Here is a 17,407-nt window from a genome sequence, read left to right on the forward strand (position 1 = left end):
TAATATTACTACATCGATGTAGTGAAACAAAATATTAATACTATGCACCGAATAACGATATTATATGTATTTAATCGGTAAGACAGGTCTTAGATCAGCAATAATGAGAGATCAGAGATTTCTGATAATTATGAAAAAAATTTAGAGAACCGTCTTATTTATATTTGTTATAGATAAGCTGATCAGCTTTTGATTAAATATCACCTTTAAAAACTTAAACAGATTCAGGTAAGTGCGTTGGGATCTTTTCTGAGTAATAGAGAATCCTTACCACGCGAACTGGTCAAACTCTAGTCAAACGTTTGATCACCTCTTGATGTGATGGAAAAAATTCAATCAACTGTCGTCTTGAGGCCAGTACAAAATTCTTAAAATCAAATCCAGGAGCCACCGTACAACCGACAAAAGAATAATCGCCACCTTCTACCACTTCTGAAGCAAACCAGCTGCCTCCCTCGACCACAAACTGCGGCAATTCGCCATTTGCGATATTACGTCCTACTAATTGGTTGTAATATTTTCCCTCAGGAGTAATCACGTGAATAACTATGGGATCACCATCATAAAAATGCCACATCTCGTCTTGATGAATCTTATGAAACGCCGAAAAGTTCCCGGCAGTCAGCATAAAGTAAATACCCGTACAATAATTCCTGTCGCCTGAATAAGCATCTGGCAGACTTGATTTGGGTATAATTCCCTCACTACGGTAGGTTTCTTTGAAATACCCTCCTTCTGGATGTGGTTATAGGTCGAGGACGTTGATGAGTTGGTCTTTTGTATGAGGCATGGCGTAATCTCTTTGTATCAAAAATACGGTTTGATAAGCTTTCCGAAGTTTGAATCTCTAAAAGCTAACTCAGCACGAGTTACTGAAAATTTTTTAAGCTTTAAAATCTAGGAAGTTTGACTATTTAGATTGCTTGATGGCATTCAGCACAAGAAGTAGGTTTTTAATTGAAACCTCCAAGGTTTCAATTCAACTAACATCTAGATCAAGACTTCTTGTTATTTGGAAAAGTTGAGCTGGTTTTTCGTACTGTCAGGATAGAAGCTTGCTGTTGAAATCTGATTGTTGTGCGAGCTCTGATTGCTACTCGGGATCAGCACGCAACTCTAAAAAATTGGTGGAATCGTATTCTCGATAGACTTTTTTCTCAAATAGCGATAACCTAAGTAGAGCATATAGGTAACGGATAGTATTCCAATTATGAATAGAATGATATATTTAGTTTTATGTTCAGATGCAGCTAGTAGGATTTTACCATTCTTTTCGATTTGGATTATTTCCGAATTGGGGTTCTTTTCATCTGCATTTGAATCATAGAAAATTTTTATTCGATCGCCAATATCTATTGAGTTTTGCAGATCATTATAATCTTCTGATATTCTATAATAACTGAACTCGTTATTGACTTCTTTCAGCCTTAGAGAGAATATTTCTGAATCATTATCGGAAGTCTTTACTTCTTTGGTAACAATTAGATTTTCGTAGTAACTGTATTGACTCAGGTCTTTGTTTAGATTGCTGAATCCTATATAAGCGACAAACAGAAATATCAATAAACCAAGTAAAATGGAAATAATATTAATGACATCTCTCAGCATCTTCTTCTTGGACTTTATTTATTTCTTAAACGGTGCGGCTGGTTGGTTTCAATGATCGCGTAGACACCGAAGGCAACTCGGCGCCAGCGAGAGTGTTAACAAGTAAAATAATCACGTGATTTTATTGCTTTTTCTGCGATTGCATTTTAAACAGAGTAATTGAATATTCTTTATAGAATTACTACCACCTTTAGAAAATGGAATAATATGATCAAACTCTATATCTTGATTACTGCCGCAACTCACACAGCAACCTTTATCTCTGGTAAACACAGTTTCTTTAACATGACTTGGTATCGTTCGATTTCTATTTGATTGGTCAATGTCCTTTATTTCACCAGATTCAATCATTTCTTCGATTGCCTCCGATTCCCAATTTCTCCTTTTTTCTTTTTCTCTTTGCTGTCGCTTATAATACTCTTTATATCTGTCTTTTTCTTGCCTTTTAAGTTCTTCTAATCTTAATTTTTTGTCAAGTTCATCTTGTCGTCTCTGTATTTCTTTTTCTATTTGTTCTTCCCTTTCCTGTTTTAGTTTTATCTCTCTTTCTTTCTCTTTTTCCCGTCTAGTTCTTTGCTCTTCCCTCAGCTTTTGCCGTTCTTGCAACTCCTTCATTTTTTCCTCCTCGATTCTTTTCAATTTTTCTAATCTAATTCGTACTTTTTGATTAATTCTCCATTCCCTAAGTGATTTCTCTCTAATTAACTCGTTGATCTCACCCAATTCCACCTCATATTGTTGAAGCAATACTATCCGCTGTTCTGTCGAAAGATTTTCAAATTCGATTTCTATTTTATCTCGTATCTCATTAAATGTATTATCGCTAGGGTTTTTATATTGAAATCTTTTCCTACTAATATCCTTCTTGATTTTTTCCTGATGAGTATACAAAATTCTGTACTCCTCTTTTTCACTATCCGTGAGTCTTTGCCATTGTCTCCATTTAAGATTCAGAAGTCTTAAAAAATTGGCGTGTTTTTTTCGTTCAGTTCTGTAGTCACTAATTTTTTCGCTAAAATATACTTGTGACAACCCCCATATAGGATAGACCACAAGAAAAGAGACCATTGCATTGATAGTCTCTTCGATAAGACAAATAGAAACGGTTATTAATACCGCTGGAAGAACATTAAACAGTTTAAATTTTAGACTTTCATTCATTTTTCTTACGGTTCGATTTTCTCAATTATTAGTTCTAATAGTCGAGGCATTAAGTAGTGCTAGTGCCGAGGCACACTTTTCTTTCGGTTGAATATTGAGAAAACCTTAATTTTTAGTTTCTATCTTCTTATTCTAAAAAGCCAATTTGAGTTATGGGCGTTCATTAGGTGTTAGCGATTATTTTTTCTAGGGTCTAAATCCAAATAATTTTTCGTTTTGTTAGCAATTCGTTTTCTTCGCGATACTAAAGATGTCAAGAATTCAAATTGAATTGGATGCGAGTAAAATGTAATATTCTTGCCATCACTCATATTTGGTTTAGTAAGCAAGCTACTTTGCACCTCCGTGCCATCAAAAATTTTAACATGCAATTCATTCATGGTTTCGAGTTCTTCAAGTTCATTCAATATATTTTCTGGAAAAGTATTTGCTACTGGAATCTTTATTAAATCTCCACACGCTTCTATGTAAGGGGTTGCGATACCTAATTCTCTTCCTTTTTCCAGCGAGGTAATATTGTTTTGATGCAAATAATCAAGAATGAGATTAAGGGTCTCATTGTTGGATAGGCGATATTCTATTAGAAGTTCTTGGAAAATATCGTTTCTTCCCCCTCTCAAAGTCATTACGTTTATGTAATCTAACATTTCCGTTTCTGATGATTTTTTTGGGAAGTTGGCATCTCTTAAAATATCATTTGCTAAATCACCAATAGGACTATCAATATTCGATACTTTATTTATGTGTTCTAATAATTTCATTAGTTTAGAATGTTGTTAAGAATCAATGGCATAAGGTAAATATAAGCATTAAGAGGTATTTCATGTGAGCATCCCATAAATCCGAGCTTTTCCTTTGAATTGATCGCTATTAAGCAATTTAAACAGATTCAAAGAGATAGTGAACGTTTGAAAATTGCTCTATGCTCAGATTGTCACCAAAAAAATGTCTAACAAAAACCAAAGAGCATACTACAAATCATTTTAAGATATCGTAGACAGTTTCGACACATCGATAAACTTAGTACAGGGGTCAGCCCGACAATAACCCCACGAAGAAAAAAGGCCACTCAGCAAACACTAAGCGACCTTTTCACTATTAACTATTAACTATTAACGGCTAACTAATAACCGCGCGCTGCGCGCGCTACTACTTCACCATCTCATAACTTCTCTTCACAAATTCGGTCAGCGCCTCACCTTTCAACAGTCCTTGAGACAACTTAGCCAAATCCACACTTTGTTTGATTAAGCGTTGTTTTTTCTTGTCCGTTTTAGTGCTGTGGATCTCGTTAACCAGCTCGTGGTTTGCGTTTACGACCAGGTTGTACATGTCTGGCATGTTGCCCATTCCCATCATCATACCGCCACCACCGGTCGCCTGCATTTCTTTCATACGGCGCATGAACTCGGGTTGTGTAATGATAAATGGAGCGGCATCGCTGCTCATCGCCTCTACCTGTACGGTATAGTTTGAATCTCCTAGAGTTTCTGTAATCGCTTTTTGAAGCGCTTCTTTTTCCTCATCGCTCAGTTTGGAGATCTGCTCCTCTTCTTTCTTGATCAGATTGTCTACGTGATCTGAATCCACACGTACAAACTGGATTTTCTCTTTGGAGGTTTCCAATTTCTGCATCAAGTGGCTCACGATAGGCGAGTCGAGTAAGAGGACTTCGTACCCTTTCGCTTTCGCGGAAGCGATATAACTATGCTGCTCCTCTTGATTAGAAGCATAAAGCACGATGGTTTTCTCGTCCTTATCGGTTTGGGTAGGTTTGATTTTCTCGATCAATTCATCCCAGGTAAAGAAAGATCCGTCCACGGTCGGGTACAGCGCAAACTTGTCTGCCTTCTCAAAGAATTTCTCCTTGCTCAGCATACCGTACTCGATCACGATCTTGATGTCGTTCCACTTTTCCTCAAACGCCTTGCGGTCGTCGTTGAATAAAGATTTCAGCTTGTCTGCCACCTTACGCGTGATGTAGCTGGAGATTTTCTTCACCGCACCATCTGCCTGTAGGTAGGAACGGGACACGTTCAGCGGTATGTCTGGACTGTCGATCACCCCACGCAACATGGTCAGGAATTCCGGTACGATTCCCTCTACGTTATCGGTTACAAATACCTGATTCTGATACAGCTGTATGCGATCCTTCTGAATGTTCAGATCGTTAGTCATCTTAGGGAAATAAAGAATTCCCGTAAGGTTGAACGGATAGTCCACGTTCAGGTGAATGTTGAAGAGTGGCTCCTCAAACTGCATCGGGTACAGCTCGCGGTAGAAGTTTTTGTAGTCTTCACTTTCCAGCTCCGTAGGCTGCTTGGTCCAGGCTGGATTTGGGTTGTTGATGATATCGTCTACCTCTTGCGTAGGTGCTGGATCATCCTCCTTCGCTCCTTCTGGCTTCTCCAAAGTCTCCGTGCGCGTACCAAATTTAATCGGCACTGGCATGAACTTGTTGTATTTGTTCAACAACTCGCGGATGCGGCTTTCTTCCAAAAATTCCGTCTCATCATCGCTGATGTGCAAGATGATCTCCGTACCGAAGTGTTCTTTCTGCGCCTCTTCAATCGTGTAATTAGGCGACCCATCACACGTCCAGTGTACCGCTGGAGCATCTTTATAGGATTTAGTGATGATTTCTACCTTGTCAGCCACCATAAAAGCCGAGTAGAACCCAAGACCGAAGTGGCCTATAATCCCGCTATCCTTTGCGCTGTCTTTGTATTTCTCCAGGAATTCCTCAGCTCCAGAAAACGCGATATCGTTGATGTATTTCTGCACCTCGTCCTCAGTCATCCCCAGACCTTGATCGATAATGTGGAGCGTTTTAGCCTCCTTATTGACCTTGATCTCGATCTTCTGGTCACCCAGCTCGACCTTAGCCTCCCCTATTCTGGCGAGATGCTGCAGCTTCAGCGTGGCATCAGTAGCATTGGACACGAGCTCGCGTAGAAAAATCTCGTGGTCGCTGTATAAAAACTTCTTGATGAGCGGGAAAATGTTCTCCACCGCTACATTAATGGTTCCTTGTTGACTCATATTTATTGTTTTATGGCGCTTCACAAGCGCCGTTACTTTTTCTTTTATTGGCGCTTGTGAAGCGCCCTTGCGTTAGGATGCATCGCAGGCATCCGTTTGTTGATCTCGCTTTCGCGAAAGCGTGCTTACCCAAAGTCTTCGCCACTCTCACGATCATCGCGACATTTTCAAAGTCCTTACCAAGTGCGCTCCCGTGCCATTATGACAGCCTTAACGCCACGCTAAAGTTTCCCCAAGCCACAAGGTCTGTCAGATTGTACTTTTTATTTTTAGGGCAGTTAGCTTTAGGCTCTAGGCGTTAGGCGCTAATCGCTAATCTCAGAAACTCAACGTCTCACAAACTCACAGACTAAAAATGTTCTCACCCGATTTTTCCAAACTCAAAGCACTTTACATCAATTGCACGCTCAAGAAGTCTCCGCAAGAAAGCCACACCCAGAAGCTCATGGACGTGAGCGCCCGCATCATGGAGTGTGAACATGTGGAGGTGGAACACTTACGCTTTATAGACCACGATGTCGCCAGCGGCGTGCAGCCCGATATGACCGAGCACGGCTGGGAAAAAGACGATTGGGTAGAAATCACAAAAAAAGTCATGGCAGCAGATATTCTAGTGGTAGGAACGCCCATCTGGCTGGGTGAGAAATCTTCCCAATGTCAGTTATTGATTGAGCGACTCTATTCCCTCAGCGGACTCCAAAATGAAAAAGGTCAATATAAATTCTATGGTAAGGTTGCCGGCACCATCATTACAGGAAACGAAGACGGAATCAAACATTGCGCGATGGGAATTTTGTACTCGCTGCAACACGTGGGCTACTCCATCCCACCACAAGCCGATGCTGGCTGGATAGGCGAAGTAGGTCCCGGTCCCAGTTATGGTGATGATGGCAAAGTTGGTCTGGACAATGATTTTACCAAACGTAACACCACTTTCATGACCTACAACCTGCTCCACCTTGCCAAAATGCTCAAGGAAAATGGCGGCTATCCCGCTTTTGGCAACTCAAAAGAACAATGGGATGCTGGAAACCGCTGGTGTTTTGAGAATCCGGAGTATCGATAGAATTAATTTGAAGTTGAATTACAGACTTTTAGAATAATTGAAGAGACAAGAGGCAAGAGGCAAGAGACAAGAGACAAGAAGCAAGAAACAAGACTCTCACTCATTAAAACTAATCACAAACCGCGCAAAGCTCACAGCTCAAAGCTAACAAACTCACAAACACGCCCTTCGAGTCCCTCAGGGCTCGCATTTAGTCTAGTAACGAGGGCTGAGGTGTCATGCTAAACCCGTCGAAGCATACTCGAAGCCCGATATTAGAAACAGTCAGCTAAATTTTACTTTTGACAAATTAAGCTGGATCTTTTATTAATTTGCCTAAGATTACTCCTTCCAGCGATACATTTACTCACAACTTACAAACTCACCTCCTACCTCTTACTCACAAACTGGCTACTCCATAAATAGAATCGCCAAGGTAGGTCCGCATCTTCTTCAGCATAATCGATGCCTATGCGTTTTGAGGTGATGATATCCTCTTTAGAAATAATTTTATCTGAACCAATATCATTGAGCGGCGGTCGCTGATCGAAGTCGAAGTGAGCCGAAGTGATCTGTTTAGAACTATCGTCAAGGTAGCTTTGACTCCGCTCAGCCACCTCTTGTGCAAAAACCTCTGCATCTTCAATCCACACTAAATCCCCAGTCAAATCTTCCCCATAATGCGACCGATCCAGTCCAAAAGCCTTGCTGAAATTTCCAGGTCCAGACGTTAGCGTCTTATCGAGCTTCTCTTTACCGCGTCGGTGCAGCATGTGCTCGATCCCTTCAGTAGGCTCAGCGGCGCGTATCAGAACGGCATCTGCCTGCTGGTCAGTATTGGTAATGATGTTGAACAAGTTGTGAATCCCATAACAAAGGTACACATAAGCGACTCCACCGTTTTCGTACATGATTTTGGTGCGATCGGTAAATCGGCCTAGATGGGCATGGCAAGCCTTGTCGCCCACTCCGCGGTAGGCTTCCGTTTCGGTGATAATTCCTGCCGTGCGCTTGTCGTCCACCATGGAGACAATCACTTTCCCGATCAGGTCCTTGGCGATATGAACCACATCATTTTGCTGGTAATAGCTTGCTGGAAGTTTCATAGATTTTAAAAATATCGCTTTCGCGAAAGCGTAACACTTAAAAACTCCTTAATATCCTAAAAATTCAAGGCCAAAAAAAAACGACAGGTTTCCCTGCCGTTTTAAAATGATGAAATTGGAATTACTGAAAGTAAAAACTGTTAGGTGCGATATCTCCAGACACTCCATCGTAAATCAGTTCGCCATTAGTATTATAGATAAAGATGCTGCCTTCTGAGGTGAAATCACCTGCATCTGCCACATAGATAAGATCTTCATTCACATCAAATCCATAAAAAGTTCCATACAATGAACTGCTCCCATAATCAAAAATAGGGGTTGTAGAAAGTGCTGTGGACGTTGAAGAAACGCTGTAGGCAGCACTACCAGAGGTATAATATAATTGATTGTTTGCTACACGCAGATTACTTGGAGACAATGATCCCGCAGAAAGAGATCTTGTGATGGTAAAATTAACCGGGTCGATAACTTTAACTCCTTCACTATCCAGAGCGTAAACTTGATTATTCAATAATTGAATTGAGTTCAAACCTGCATCCACACTTAGTGGAGCTGAAAAAGTTCTGGTTGCTGGATCAAACTTTCTCAACTCATTACCAAAGCCGTAAGAAGCGTTTTGAAGAATTATAGCATCATTAGCAATTACCATGCGCTCACCAGTACCTCCTATCACAATAGTTTCCTCTATTGTGTAGGTGTTAAGGTCGATGATAGCAAGATAATCGTCCTGATCTGTGGAGAAATCAGCTTGATTTGTCACGTAGGCCATTCCATCATAGATCACACCATAGCGCGGCACGCTCAATTGGGAATCAATGGTACCTAATAATTCAAAAGTAAACCGGTCCACCACATTGATCACATTGGATCCGTTTGAGATAATAAACGCTCTATCATCATCAAAGAAAATAGATTGTAAGAAGAGTCCAGCTCCAGGCAAATCATTGACATTGGCAAAAATGTCGGCAGCAAGTTCTGTACGATCTTCAGTTAAAAAAGAAACGGAACCTCCTGCACTACCTCCCTCATTGAGAATAATCGTCCCATTCTCATAGGCTCCACGTGGTGCTTGAACATCGTCGTCACCGTTACAAGCGATCAGGATAGAGATTGCAAAGGCACTTAATAATAGTTTGTAAAACTTAGTCATGATAAAAAATTAGAATTTAATTGTTGAAGTGATAAAAAAGTGACGCCCGGGCATGGGACGGTTTTCCGTAGTTTGATAGTTTACATTAACGAGATTACGTACTTGTAATAAAAGCGTTAACTCTTTAAGTTTTGAAAAGGTGTAAGAGGCGCTTATATGACTCAGTAAATAATCCTCTAGTATTTCATCAGGATCATTATTTGATCTGGTAAAAACTGATCCCACATAATTGTTTTGTGCACTAAGGGAAATGGATTTTAATCTCAAGTTTATTTGAGATGTGAACTTATGTTTAGGAATAAAAGTTAGAGAGTTGCCCGTCCTTCCATTTTCTGAAACCGTGTAAGCGTATCCTGAGTTGACATCAAGAACTGTTTTGCCTATCTGAAAAGCTCCCTGATAATTAAATTCACCACCATAACTAATGACTTCATCCACGTTCTCCGGTCGCCATACATTATTTGAGTCGGGAATCCAGCGTATCAAGTCTTGAATGTCATTATAATATCCCGTCGCTGAAAACTGATGTTTGCGATTCTTACTTTTTAAGACCACGCTGCCCTCTGCCTGATAACTGTTTTCTGGTTCTAGATCAGGATTTCCAGCACCTTGCCAAAAAAGATCATTGTAAGTGGGCATCCTATAATTGCGAGATGCTTTAGCCATTAGATTGATTGAATTACTCAAGCGATAATCTGCACCTATGCTATAAAGTAAGGGAACGTTATATACATCAGTCACTTCTTGTCTCGCACTTAATTCTGTGGTCAGTTTTTTGAATTTATACTTTCCAAGAACTGCCAGACTGGCAATGTTCCTATTTTGGGATTCAATATCATCTCCTTGTGCGGTATTATGCTCATAATCAGCTACGCTGCTCAACTCCCAGCGACCTGGATTAAAAAATAGGGAGTATCGACCTTTGTAAGTATTGACTGTAGAACCTACTGGGTTCGGATTCTCAAGATTTGATATATAATCATAGTGCTCCCTAAAATAGACGCCTTGCAGGACTGTTATAATTTGATCCCCTTTTGATTCCCATTCTATTAAATGTCTATGATCATCATTTTCATAACCTGTGCGCGGATCTGTGGGGAAAAGCAAGGCAAAATTGCGATTACCATTAAAATACATCCCGTGGTAAGACAACGTATTATCATCGTCCATTCTGTAAGCGGCATTCAGGTTTGCAGTATAATGTTCATAAGCAGCATTTTCATTGCTTCGATCAGTCTCTAAAATGGGATAATCATTTTCTGAGGACAATCTTGAAAGTGCCACAGATAAACTCAGTTTGTCGTTAGAGTAATCCGTTTTAAGCAGATTTTGAAAGGTTTTAAAACTACCGTATCGTGCGCTCGCAAAGGCCTCCACGCCATGATTGAATTTTGTCTTGTCTTGAAGGTGGATGCTCCCTCCTATCGCGCCGGTCCCGTAGATCACACTCCCACCACCCGCTCGCACGTCCAGCTCATCAAAACCATCTACCACAAGCGTATTGAAGTCGGTCTGACCGTTCAGCTGTGAATTGATATTGAATCCATTCCATATTACCGCGGTCTGTTGGGCTGTTGTTCCTCTGAAGGTGGGTGATGAGACCATCCCATAACCGTTTTGTTTGAAAAACAGCGATGTATTGATTTCAAGAAGATCGGTGAGTGTTCCTGGAGTCGCTTTCAGCAGGGAATCGGGTAGCTTTTGAATTTTCTGACCGGTAGAATAGCGCTTGATTTGCCGGTCCACGAGCAAAACAGTGTCAAGCACCTCACTTTTGCCGTTTTGGGCAAATAGACTACATGAAAACAGTACGGCACAAAGACCGCAAAATGCAATGGTTCTAGTCATAAGTCCTACCTCTATCCCGAAGGTGTTTCACTTTATAGAGATAAGGCAGGTCTCCTGACTTCAAACACCCCTCGCCTTCCCGGTTTCCCAGTGGCTCTTGACGGGTGGCCGTTTATACGGCTGGTGCATCACCATTTGTTTACAGTTGCGGGAACAGTACTGGATTCACACCAGTTTCCCTTTTAATCTTCCGCTTTCGTACTTCCACAAGTGGTCGCTGAACCTAATCGATGTGCTCAGTATGGACTTCTTTATAGTTTCGCTTTCGCGAAAGCGAGATATCCACAAACATCCCAAAATCCTGAAAACTTCAAAACCAAATCTGGCGGCAAATGTAGCTCTAATCTCGCAATGGTAAGATGAATGATAAATATTTTCTGATGAAAATTTATTTGAAGTAGCTTTGACCATGCAAAAACATCATTACCTGAAAATAATCGCGTTATTCTGTATCCTGCTGAGTTGCAAAGAAGCCAGCCGAGAGGAAACGCAAGCTCAAAAAACAGAAAAGGAAAAGACCGAGCATCGAGAAATCATTAACATCAAATACGCTACTGGATTTCAAATTGAGCCTATTGATGAAGGATATTTGCTGACCATTACCAATCCCTGGCCAGAGGCTGATCAAGATTATCACTACTTGCTCACCACAAGTGATGAAGTTCAAGATCAAAATGCCGTAAAAATTCAAATTCCCATAAAACGGTTTATCGCAACGAGTACCACGCATGTTCCACCACTGGTTCTTTTAGGAAAAGAGCAAACCTTAAAAGCCTTCCCCTCGACAGATTATATTTCAAGTCCTGAAGTGCGTAAATTGATTGATGAAGGAGAAATCACAGATTTGGGAATCGATAGCAGTATGGATGTAGAAGCTATACTTCTCGCCCAGCCTGACCTGGTGATGGGTTATGGTGTGAGCAATGAGAACGCTATCTATAAAAAGGTTCAACAAGCTGGAGTTCCCTTAATTTATAATGGAGATTGGGTCGAGCCACACCCATTAGGCAAGGCAGAATGGATCAAAGTATATGGGCTGTTGTATGATCGCTATGACGAGGCACTCAAAATATTCAATCAGATTGAGCGTGATTATTTAAATGTCAAAAAACAAGTGAGAAATCTTGATCAACCCACAGTAATAGCTGGTGCCACGTGGAAAGACACCTGGTACCTGCCCTATGGCGACAGCTGGCAGGGAAAAATTCTCAAAGATGCAGGTGGTGATTACATTTATGCCGATACCAGCGGTACGGGATCACTCGCCTACAACATAGAACAAGTCTTAGCAGACGCCCGCACCGCCGATTTTTGGATCGCTCCGGGTCAGTACACCAGCTATGAGAAAATGAGACATGATCAAAACGCTTACACCCTATTTAAGGCATTTGAAGAAAGGAATGTTTACACCTTTGCCAAAAACAAGGGTGCTAAGGGAGGTGTGACTTATTATGAAGAAGCTGCCATGCGACCCGATCTGGTTTTGAAGGATTTAGTGAAGATCTTGCACCCTGAGATGGAGTTAGATCACAAGTTGTATTTCTTCAGTCCGCTGGATAAGTAGTTTCAATCAAAAAAAGCTATTAATATTACGAGCTGGGAAACCAGCTTATATTTACTGAAAAGAAAAATTTATGGAAGCCGCTCTGGAGTTTTTAGGCGCTATTGCGTGGTATTGGTACGTGTTGCTCTTTATATTAATTGTCGCCCTGCTTGACATTTTTAATAAGAACCACACCATCCTAAGAAATTTTCCCGTAGTTGGTCATTTTAGATACTGGCTGGAAAGCATCGGGCCGGAATTGCGTCAGTATATAGTGGCAAACAATCGAGAGGAGCTTCCTTTTAATCGTATCGAGCGCGGCTGGATCTATGCCAGTGCCAAAAATGAAAACAATTACGAGGGCTTCGGAACCGATCGTGACATTCACGCCCATCAGTACATTTTTGTGAACAATGCCATGATTCCCTATAAAGTGGAAAATGATCATGTGACTAAAAACGCACCCGACTTTGTGCCTTGTGCCAAGGTTATAGGTTCCCACAGAAAGCGACCTTACCGTCCAGCGAGTGTGATCAATATCTCGGCGATGAGTTATGGTAGCCTTTCGGCGAAAGCGGTAGATGCGATGAACCAAGGTGCCAAGAAAGTCAATGCCTACCACAATACTGGCGAGGGTGGCTTGTCCCCTTACCACAAGCGAGGTGCTGACGTTGTGTTTCATATCGGTACGGGATATTTTGGAGTACGCGATGAAAATGGGAATTTCTCCATGGAGAAGCTTAAAAAACTAGTTACTGATCACCCACAGGTGAGAGCTATTGAGTTGAAACTGTCCCAAGGAGCAAAACCTGGAAAAGGCGGTGTTCTTCCAGCTTCTAAAATCAGTAAGGAGATCAGTGAGATACGAGGCGTTCCCATGGGTGAAGATGTACTCTCCCCTCCTACCCACAGCGCCTTTGATGGTATCGAGGGAATGGTAGATTTTATTGAAGCCATGGCAGATGCCACAGGACTACCCGTAGGAATCAAAGCCGCCATCGGTAAAACAGATCAATGGGAACAACTCGCAGACCTTATGGCTGAAACTGGAAAAGGACCGGATTATATTACCGTAGATGGCGGTGAGGGAGGTACCGGAGCCGCGCCGCCCAGCTTTGCAGATCACGTAGCATTACCGTGGACGCACGGTTTTACCGCACTTTATAAAGTATTTGCAGCGCGCAACCTGACTCAAAAAGTCACCTTCATCGCGAGCGGTAAACTAGGCTTTCCAGCAAATGCTGCAATGGCTTTTGCCATGGGCGCTGATGTGATCAATGTTGCCAGAGAAGCCATGATTTCCATAGGCTGTATTCAGGCAAAAGCCTGTCATAATAACACCTGCCCTACGGGTATCGCCACCATGAATCCGTGGTTACAACGTGGTATCGTAGTACCAGAAAAAGCAGAACGCCTCGCCAGCTATTTCAAGAAGTTCAATAAAGAATTGCTGGAAATCACACACGCCGCAGGTCACGAGCACCCCTGCCAATTTGATATGCAAGATATCGACATGAGTCTGGGCGATCAAAACCTTACCCAAACGCTGGAATACGTATTTAAATATCAGAAAACACCTGTCGATTTTAAAGGCATGCAATCCGTGATGGACTGCCAGCATTTAGGAGGAAATCACTGATGTGTAATTTTGGTATGATTTTAGGAGATCAAGTATAGTAATACTTTATTTTTGCAAATCCTTGTTTTGAATATCGAATATCGAATATCGAATATCGAATATCGAATTGGAATTTGGAATTTGGAATTTAAGATTGCGCGAGCAATCGACCGCTGCGAGAGCAGCAGATTGGGGTCGACTGGTTTTGACAGCGAGACCGGGTTGATCGTAAGCATGTAGAGCGCTGGGCCATAGCTCTTAAATCTCATGATTCATCTTTTTTAAACGGCGAGAATAACTACGCCCTAGCTGCATAATCCGAATCATAGTAGGATAGTGCCTCGGTCTGCAAGGCAGACAAGCAGGAATTCTCTCAAAGGCCTTGGTTTATGGCACTTGATCTAGAGAATTCGTAAAAATAAACCTATCTGTCGCAGGGCTTTGATGCGACGGAGAACTCCCGATAGCTATCGGGATGAGTGAAGATAAGGGATGCGCAGGTGGTTCCTGGCCAGCAAGTCCACGAAAATCTAAATAGGAACTAAACATGTAGAAAGCGATGAAGTCGCTCGTTTGGACGAGGGTTCGAACCCCTCCGACTCCACCTACGCCCTACGAAGCTCTGAGCCTAGCGAAGAGTGAAGTAGGGCTTATTTTCTATCTAGATATCATTCAGAATCCCGAATGGGCTTCGGTGGAGAACTCCACCTACGCTAGGTTTGAAAACTTCCAATCAATATGATTGGTATGACCTCTCTTTTTAAAGCTTGATAATTATAAAGGGCGTGTCCTGCGAAGCTCTGATGTAACGAAGTGCGAAGTAGGACTTTTTTCTATCCAGATATCATTCAGAATCCCGAATGGGCTACGGTGGAGAACTCCACCTTCCGAAATTTTCAAATTGTACGTTGTATTCTAGACGTTCTAACTCAAAAATTATTTAGAATTTTTTAAGGACGTGTCCTACGAAGCTCTGAGGTAACGAAGAGCGAAGTAGGACTTATTTCAGTCACGATGTCGTTCAAAATCTCAAAATAATTTCATTCAAGAACTCCATCATAGAATTCGTAATTTTCAATTACAATTATATTCAAAAATGCAGTTCCACACGGTTTACATCTTAAAATGCAACGACGGGAAATTTTACACGGGTTGTAGTTCTAATTTTGAACAACGTCTCGAGGCTCATCAAAACGGAGAAGTTTCATTTACAAAAACTCGACTTCCTGTAACCGTTGTCCAACTAAGCCAATTTATAGACAAAAAGAAAGCTTACGATTTTGAACGGTATCTGAAATCAGGCTCAGGGATTGCATTTAGGAATAAGCGGTTAGTTTGAAACAACAAGGGATGGTCACAGTATAAACTTCCACACCCTTGATTTCTCTAGCAATTTTGTTTTTCGTCTCCTACGCCCTACGAAGCTCTTAGGTATGGAAGAGCGAAGTAGGGCTTACTTTTTTTATCTGGATATCATATAAAATCTCGAATGGGCTACGGTGGAGAACTCCATCTACGCTAGGTTTGAAAACTTCCAATCAATATGATTGGTATGACCTCTCTTTTTAAAGCTTAAAATTAGAAAAGGGCGTGTCCTACGAAGCTCTGAGCCTAGCGAAGAGCGAAGTAGGGCTTTTTTCTAGAGAAAATTCTAAGAACCGGCAAACTTCATTTTAAAACTTGTATAATATACAAATGTATATTATATTCGAACTCTTATGTAATTCGTAATATATGGAAATACTTCAATTGACCGATGCGGAAGCCGAATTAATCCATGCAATCCGTAATTACAAAAGAGCTTATCCTAATACCACCGTGGAAACGGAATGGTATATTCAAAACCTCTACGACTCGCTAATGGATATACAAACCTGACCTGTCTCAAGGCAAGTGAATCTCTGCTAGAGATGAATCAAAATGCAAACCTTTAAAACTCCTAGTTATGGCTACTGAATCAATATCAAACAAAACGTCGCTTCGTACAAGCATCAATGACATCCTTTTAGATGTCTCATGGGCCCAAATCTCAAAAAAATACTTTGGAAAATCGCGTTCTTGGCTCAACCAAAAGATTAACGGTGTAAACAGTAATGGTGGTCAATCTGAGATCACGGAACAAGAACGTGAACAACTCAAAAGCGCTCTTCAAGATCTCGCCGCAAGGATAAATAATTGCGCTGACGCGATATAGCGTTATAGCACGTTACAATTTGAAATTACAAAATCCTCATGGTTATGAATATCATGAGGGTATATTTTTTTACTCAAAATTATAAGCCTCGAAAATCTCGTTGGTCATTCTGATATAAGGTACAATGATCATCAACTCATGATCGCTGTTGTGGATCATTTCTAAGATCGCATTATAGAACGATTGGGTATTTAGGAACTAGGGCATTTAACAATTATTATTTTCAATTTTAAAATCTTAACTTGATGTCAATCGACATCATCCTCACAGAATCTGAACCCAAGACTCTATGAATATGATTTATAAGTTCTTAAAAATTCTAGATAATGATCTGAAAAACCTTGGATCTCTTTAATTAAATCAATACTATCTAGTTCTCTATCAATATCGAGATAGAAAACCTCTGCTTCATTCGATAGATCAGATAATTTGACTTCAGAACTCACTAAGAAACTATTCAGACATTTTACTTTTCCTTTGCTATGACACAGCATATATGTATCAAAGTCTTTCCATAGTTCGTAATCTCGCATTTCTTCGAATTTATGATAATAATCACTATTGTCATGAAAAAACCAGATACGGTTGGTCTGACAGACCTGTCCAAATTGATGGATCATTTTCAAATATGGAATAAACAATTCAAGATCGAACCATTCAAAATGGGCATTTGCGGCATCCTCAAAATGTACCCATCTACAAGGGAAATACAAAGAGCTCTCAAGCAAATTATTGAATAACAAAATATCAGCGTTCCAAACACTATTCTGCATTTCCAGAATCCATCCCAAATAGGTAAAATCAAAGTTAGCTTTAGTTATGACATCGGTTGTTATGCTGTGAAAACCATATCCTTTAGGTATTTTAAACTCATTAAAAGGTAATAGGCGAGTCGATGTTTTTTTGCTGTGATAGCCCAGCTCAAAATTCCATGAATCAAAGAATAGCTTACTGAGTTTATCAACTCTCAAATATCCTTTCCCAAAAAAAGATATATCTAATTTTAAATTTTTTTCCAGTTTGCGTACAAGAGCTACAGGGTCATGTAGATCAAAAGGATTATTCAGCACGACTTTTAAATCCAATCCCATT

General features: G+C 40.8%; 13 protein-coding genes, 1 other RNA gene, 1 pseudogene and 1 riboswitch. Of the genes and pseudogenes, 6 read left to right on the forward strand and 9 right to left on the reverse strand.

The window, feature by feature from the left end:
- Nucleotides 1-283 precede the first annotated feature (283 nt).
- From BST97_RS03345 to htpG, 5 genes and pseudogenes are all read right to left on the reverse strand, one after another.
- A pseudogene (locus BST97_RS03345) lies at nt 284-733 on the reverse strand (cupin domain-containing protein); the annotation flags it as partial.
- 383 nt (nt 734-1,116) lie between these two features.
- Nucleotides 1,117-1,608, reverse strand: a complete 492-nt coding sequence (locus tag BST97_RS03350; protein WP_085765909.1) for a hypothetical protein — start codon at nt 1,606-1,608, stop codon at nt 1,117-1,119.
- A gap of 111 nt (nt 1,609-1,719) precedes the next feature.
- On the reverse strand, nt 1,720-2,769 hold the full coding sequence (locus BST97_RS15985; RefSeq protein ID WP_211277464.1) for an HNH endonuclease: 1,050 nt from the start codon (nt 2,767-2,769) through the stop codon (nt 1,720-1,722).
- Between the two features lie 170 nt (nt 2,770-2,939).
- A complete protein-coding gene (locus BST97_RS03360; RefSeq protein ID WP_085765910.1) occupies nt 2,940-3,530 on the reverse strand; it encodes a YozE family protein in 591 nt (196 codons plus the stop codon).
- Nucleotides 3,531-3,918: 388 nt separating this feature from the next.
- A complete protein-coding gene (gene htpG, locus BST97_RS03365; RefSeq protein ID WP_085765911.1) occupies nt 3,919-5,811 on the reverse strand; it encodes a molecular chaperone HtpG in 1,893 nt (630 codons plus the stop codon).
- A 355-nt stretch (nt 5,812-6,166) separates the two neighbouring features.
- Between htpG and BST97_RS03370 the strand changes: the two genes are divergently transcribed.
- A complete protein-coding gene (locus tag BST97_RS03370) occupies nt 6,167-6,877 on the forward strand; it encodes a flavodoxin family protein (RefSeq protein ID WP_085765912.1) in 711 nt (236 codons plus the stop codon).
- Between the two features lie 368 nt (nt 6,878-7,245).
- Here BST97_RS03370 and BST97_RS03375 read toward each other — a convergent pair whose 3' ends face one another.
- The 3 genes from BST97_RS03375 to BST97_RS03385 form a co-directional block, all read right to left on the reverse strand.
- Nucleotides 7,246-7,962: a DNA-3-methyladenine glycosylase gene (locus tag BST97_RS03375; RefSeq protein WP_085765913.1), complete on the reverse strand. Its 717-nt coding sequence runs from the start codon at nt 7,960-7,962 to the stop codon at nt 7,246-7,248.
- 121 nt (nt 7,963-8,083) lie between these two features.
- Nucleotides 8,084-9,112 (reverse strand): YncE family protein, encoded by a 1,029-nt coding sequence (locus BST97_RS03380; RefSeq protein ID WP_085765914.1) that lies wholly within the window; start codon nt 9,110-9,112, stop codon nt 8,084-8,086.
- A 9-nt stretch (nt 9,113-9,121) separates the two neighbouring features.
- A complete protein-coding gene (locus BST97_RS03385; protein ID WP_085765915.1) occupies nt 9,122-10,960 on the reverse strand; it encodes a TonB-dependent receptor plug domain-containing protein in 1,839 nt (612 codons plus the stop codon).
- Nucleotides 10,961-10,987: 27 nt separating this feature from the next.
- A riboswitch (cobalamin riboswitch) is annotated at nt 10,988-11,202 on the reverse strand.
- A 167-nt stretch (nt 11,203-11,369) separates the two neighbouring features.
- On the opposite strand from BST97_RS03385, the gene BST97_RS03390 reads away from it, so the two are divergent.
- The 5 genes from BST97_RS03390 (at nt 11,370) to BST97_RS03410 (ending at nt 16,315) form a co-directional block, all read left to right on the forward strand.
- Entirely contained in the window at nt 11,370-12,524 is a 1,155-nt protein-coding gene (locus BST97_RS03390; RefSeq protein ID WP_085765916.1) for an ABC transporter substrate-binding protein, read from the forward strand.
- A gap of 70 nt (nt 12,525-12,594) precedes the next feature.
- Nucleotides 12,595-14,142: an FMN-binding glutamate synthase family protein gene (locus BST97_RS03395; protein WP_085765917.1), complete on the forward strand. Its 1,548-nt coding sequence runs from the start codon at nt 12,595-12,597 to the stop codon at nt 14,140-14,142.
- Between the two features lie 170 nt (nt 14,143-14,312).
- Nucleotides 14,313-14,728, forward strand: a transfer-messenger RNA (tmRNA) gene (gene ssrA / locus BST97_RS03400).
- Between the two features lie 489 nt (nt 14,729-15,217).
- On the forward strand, nt 15,218-15,460 hold the full coding sequence (locus BST97_RS03405) for a GIY-YIG nuclease family protein (RefSeq protein ID WP_085765918.1): 243 nt from the start codon (nt 15,218-15,220) through the stop codon (nt 15,458-15,460).
- A 606-nt stretch (nt 15,461-16,066) separates the two neighbouring features.
- A complete protein-coding gene (locus BST97_RS03410; protein ID WP_085765919.1) occupies nt 16,067-16,315 on the forward strand; it encodes a DUF5053 domain-containing protein in 249 nt (82 codons plus the stop codon).
- A gap of 287 nt (nt 16,316-16,602) precedes the next feature.
- Here the strand turns inward: BST97_RS03410 and BST97_RS03415 are convergent, their stop codons facing one another.
- Nucleotides 16,603-17,406: a hypothetical protein gene (locus BST97_RS03415; RefSeq protein WP_085765920.1), complete on the reverse strand. Its 804-nt coding sequence runs from the start codon at nt 17,404-17,406 to the stop codon at nt 16,603-16,605.
- Between the last annotated feature and the right edge of the window lies 1 nt (nt 17,407).

Source organism: Nonlabens spongiae, from assembly GCF_002117125.1.
Taxonomy (GTDB): domain Bacteria; phylum Bacteroidota; class Bacteroidia; order Flavobacteriales; family Flavobacteriaceae; genus Nonlabens; species Nonlabens spongiae.